Source organism: Bradyrhizobium sp. P5_C11_2 (assembly GCF_054049755.1).
Genome location: NZ_JBFULT010000587.1, coordinates 1 through 4,592, shown reverse-complemented (window position 1 = coordinate 4,592; position 4,592 = coordinate 1). Strand labels below are relative to the sequence as shown.

Here is a 4,592-nt window from a genome sequence, read left to right as displayed (position 1 = left end):
AGTCCTGATGTGGTGTAAAAGCTTGCTTCCGAAGCGCGTCCCGCAGCCTTGCGGGACGCCGCTTCGTTTCAGGGAAATGCTCTCGCAAGGCCCCGCGCGGACGGCCGCGAGCCAGGCCAGGATGATCCGGCGATGAAGATCTCCGAATATCTCAAGCCTGCCGGAACCGTCCTGTTCATCGTTGTGCTCGGCGTCGGCTATTATCTGTTCGAGCATCGGCATCGCCCCGAGGCGAAGGACACGCCGGGTGAGGCGCTCGTCATCGTGACGAAGTCGACCAACGCCTGCTTCTCCGACCTCGTACGGGTGACCGGCTTCTTCGTGCCGCGGCGCGAGGCCGTGGTCGTCGCCGACCAGGAAGGATCCAGGGTCACCGACGTCTTCGTCACCGAAGGCGCCATCGTCACCGAGAACCAGGAGCTGGCGCGCCTGACCGCGCCGCCGCAAATTCCGGGGCAGCCGCAACGACCCGGCGCGCAGGGCCCGATTTCGTTGAAGGCGCCCGCCCCGGGCCTCGTCACCGAAGTCCGCACCATCGTCGGCGCGCCGGCCTCGCCGCAGGCGGGTCCGATGTTCCGCATCGCCGTCAACAACGAGATCGAGCTGGATGCGCAGGTTCCGGCCGTTCACATGCCCAAGCTCAGCGCCGGCGCCACCGTCCGCATCAGCCGCGACGACGCGCCCGACCTGATCGGGCGGGTCCGGCTGGTTGCGCCGGAAATCGACCGCACCACGCAGCTCGGCCGCGTCCGCATCAGCGTCACCAACAATCCCTCGCTGAAGATCGGCACGTTCGCCCGCGCCTCCATCGACGCCAAGCGAAGCTGCGGCGTCGCGGTTCCCAAGACCGCGATCGACCATCTCACGGTGCAGGTCGTCAAGGGCAACACGATCGAGACGCGGAGGGTGCGGGTCGGATTGACGTCCGACAGCGCAACGGAAATCCTGGAAGGGCTCGAGGTCGGCGAAATCGTCGTGGCCGACGCCGGCTCTTCGCTCCATGACGGCGACCAGATCAAGACAATGTTCGCCGATGAACTCGATCGCACGCGGGTACGCTGATGGCTCTTAATATCTCCGCATGGTCGATCCGCCATCCGCTGCCGTCGGTGGTCTTTTCGATCATCCTGCTGATCCTCGGCTGGGTCTCCTTCACCAAGCTCGCGGTGACGCGGCTGCCTTCGGCCGACATTCCCGTGATCTCGGTCGCGGTGTCGCAGTTCGGCGCGGCGCCCGCGGAGCTCGAATCCCAGGTCACCAAGACGGTTGAAGACGCGGTCTCCGGCGTCGAGGGTGTGCGGCACATCAACTCGTCGATCACCGACGGCCTGTCGGTCACCACCATCCAGTTCGCGCTGGAGACCAATACCGACCGCGCGCTCAACGACGTCAAGGACGCGGTGACGCGCGTCCGCTCCAACCTACCGCAGAACGTCACCGAGCCGCTGATCCAGCGCGTCGACGTCATCGGCCTGCCGATCGTCACCTATGCCGCGATCTCGCCCGGCAAGACGCCGGAGCAGCTGTCTTATTTCGTCGACGACGTGGTCAAGCGCGCGCTGCAAGGCGTGCGCGGCGTCGCCCAGGTCGAGCGCATCGGCGGTGTCGAGCGCGAGATCCTGGTCTCGCTCGATCCCGACCGCATGCAGGCGATGGGGCTGACCGCCGTCAATGTCAGCCAGAGCCTGCGCGGCACCAATGTCGACGTCGCCGGCGGCCGCGCCGAGATCGGCAAGAACGACCAGGCCATCCGCACGCTGGCCGGCGCCAAGACGCTGAGCGACCTCGCTGGCACCATGATCCCGCTGTTCGGCGGCGGCGAGGTCCGGCTCGACGATCTCGGCACCGTCACCGACACCATCGCCGACCGCCGCACCTTCGCCCGCTTCAACGGCGAGCCGGTGGTCGCGCTCGGCATCAAACGCTCCAAGGGCGCCAGCGACGTGAAGGTGGCAGAGGCCGTGGAGAAGCGTATCGAAGCGCTGAAAGCCGCCTAYCCCGACGTCGACCTCAAGCTGATCGACACCTCGGTCGAATACACCAAGGGCAATTACCACGCGGCGATCTCGACCCTGTTCGAGGGCGCCATCCTCGCCGTCGTCATCGTGCTGCTGTTCCTGCGCGACCTGCGCGCCACCGTCATCGCCGCGATCTCGCTGCCGCTGTCGATCTTCCCGGCGTTCTGGGCGATGGACCTGCTCGGCTTCTCGCTGAACCTCGTCAGCTTCCTCGCCATCACGCTGTCGACGGGCATTCTGGTCGACGACGCCATCGTCGAGATCGAGAACATCGTCCGGCACATGAACATGGGCAAGTCGCCCTATCGTGCCGCGCTGGAAGCCGCCGACGAGATCGGCCTCGCGGTGATCGCGATTTCGCTGACGATCATCGCGATCTTCGCGCCGGCGAGCTTCATGTCGGGCATCGCCGGACAGTTCTTCAAGCAGTTCGGTATCACCGTCTCGGTGCAGGTGTTCTTCTCGCTGCTCGCCGCGCGCTTCGTCACGCCGGTGCTGGCCGCCTATTTCCTCAAGCACCATACCCATGAGGAGCCGCCGCCCGGCCGCGTGCTGCGGTCCTACCACCGGATCGTGGCCTGGTCGGTGAAGCACTATTTCATCACGGTGCTGATCGGCTTCGGCGTCTTCGCCGCCTCGATCTGGAGCATCACGCTGCTGCCGCAAGGCTTCCTGCCGGCGCAGGACAGCGCGCGTTCGCTGCTTGCCCTCGAGCTGCCGCCGGGCACCCAGCTCGCCTACACCGAGAAGGTCACCGAGGACATCGTCGCGCGCCTGCGCAAGCGGCCCGAGGTGAAGAGCATCTTCGTCGATGGCGGGCGCGTTCCACCGGGCACCCAGGAGGTCCGTCGCGCCGCCCTGATCATCAACTACACGCCCAAGGACARCCGCGACATCACCCAGCGCGAGCTCGAATTCTCGATCAGCCAGGAGCTGGAGAACGTTCCCGACATCCGCTTCTGGTTCCTCGACGAAAACGGCCTGCGCGCCATCTCGCTGGTCGTGACCGGCGTCGACGCCAACATCGTCAACAACGTCGCGAGCGAGCTTGCGACGCAGATGAAGCGGATCCCGACCATCGCCAACGTGATCTCGGAAACCTCGCTGGAGCGGCCCGAGCTGCGCGTCGAGCCGCGGGCCGATCTCGCCGCGCGGCTTGGCGTCTCGACCGAAAGCCTGTCGCAGACCATCCGTGTCGCCACCATCGGCGATGTCGGTCCTGCGCTCGCCAAATTCGACGTCGGTGACCGCCTGGTGCCGATCCGCGTGCAGCTCGAGGACGCCGCGCGCGGCAATCTGAAGACACTGGAGCAATTGCGCGTGCCGCTCGGCGAGCACGGCGAGAAGGGCGGCGTGCCGCTCTCGGTCATCGCCGACGTCAAGCTCGACCAGGGCCCGACCAGCATCAACCGCTACGATCGCGAGCGTCAGGCGACCGTCGCCGCCGACCTCGTCGGCACCGCCGCGCTCGGCGACGCCACCAAGAAGATCGCCGATCTGCCGGTGATGAAGAGCCTGCCGAAGGGCGTTAAGGTGAGCCCCTCCGGCGACGCCGAAAGCCTGAACGAGCTGTCCGACGGCTTCGCCACCGCGATCACGGCGGGCCTGATGATGGTCTACGCCGTGCTGGTGCTGCTGTTCGGAACCTTCCTGCAGCCGATCACCATCCTGTTCTCGCTGCCGCTGTCGATCGGCGGCGCAATCGCGGCGCTGCTGGTCACCGGCAAGCAGCTCACCACGCCGGTGTGGATCGGCATTCTGATGCTGATGGGCATCGTCACCAAGAACGCGATCATGCTGGTGGAATTTGCGATCGAGGCGATCCACGCCGGCAAGGCGCGCGAGGAAGCGATGATCGACGCCGGCATGAAGCGCGCCCGCCCGATCGTGATGACCACGATCGCGATGGCCGCCGGCATGATGCCGAGCGCGCTCGCGGTTGGCGCGGGCGGCGAGTTCCGTTCGCCGATGGCACTTGCGGTGATCGGCGGCCTGATCTTCTCGACCATCCTGTCGCTGGTGTTCGTGCCCGCGATGTTCATGGTGATGGACGACCTCGGCGCCCTGATCTGGCGCTTCGGCAAGCGGCTGATCGTGCACAGCGAGGACACCGCGCCCCCCGATCATCACGGAGCCGCCCCCTCCGGCGCCACGCCGGCGCAGGCAGCGCCGGTGCCGAAGAGCATCGTGCACCCTGCGGCGGAGTAGATCCGCGTTGCTGGCAAGCTTTCCGGAACACCGGTTGGCGCGAGGAAACGTCGGGACGATCGTCGAGGAGCTCGACGACAAGACGGTGCTCGTCGAACTCAGTGACGATGATGGGCGACGATATGCCGTCGCCCCGTGCCTCCGATCAGAGTTCCTTTCGCTGTGGGATATACCTCTACATCGGCAGACCGAATCGCCGCCTGGCACGCCAATAGATCGTCAAACCTGAAAACTCTACTCCACGCCACGACTGTTCTCCCCCAAACAGAAACTCCTATTGGGCAGACAATCGATTTTGCACCGATGAGCGTCGAGAGAACTTGGCTTCGGATTGCAAGAGCAGTGCAGGCAGCATGATCGCGGCAT

3 protein-coding genes are annotated in these 4,592 nt (G+C 65.9%); all 3 read left to right on the top strand.

Annotated features, from left to right (window positions below; translation table 11 throughout):
- Positions 1-132 precede the first annotated feature (132 nt).
- The 3 genes from ACXJL8_RS34660 to ACXJL8_RS34650 are packed head-to-tail and all read left to right on the top strand — an operon-like array spanning position 133 to position 4,455.
- Positions 133-1,062 (top strand): efflux RND transporter periplasmic adaptor subunit, encoded by a 930-nt coding sequence (locus tag ACXJL8_RS34660; protein ID WP_456622346.1) that lies wholly within the window; start codon positions 133-135, stop codon positions 1,060-1,062.
- Entirely contained in the window at positions 1,062-4,226 is a 3,165-nt protein-coding gene (locus tag ACXJL8_RS34655) for an efflux RND transporter permease subunit (RefSeq protein WP_456686411.1), read from the top strand. The genes ACXJL8_RS34660 and ACXJL8_RS34655 overlap by 1 nt, the downstream gene beginning before the upstream one ends.
- Positions 4,227-4,233: 7 nt before the next feature.
- On the top strand, positions 4,234-4,455 hold the full coding sequence (locus ACXJL8_RS34650) for a DUF4926 domain-containing protein (protein ID WP_456622344.1): 222 nt from the start codon (positions 4,234-4,236) through the stop codon (positions 4,453-4,455).
- The last annotated feature ends 137 nt before the right edge of the window (positions 4,456-4,592 follow it).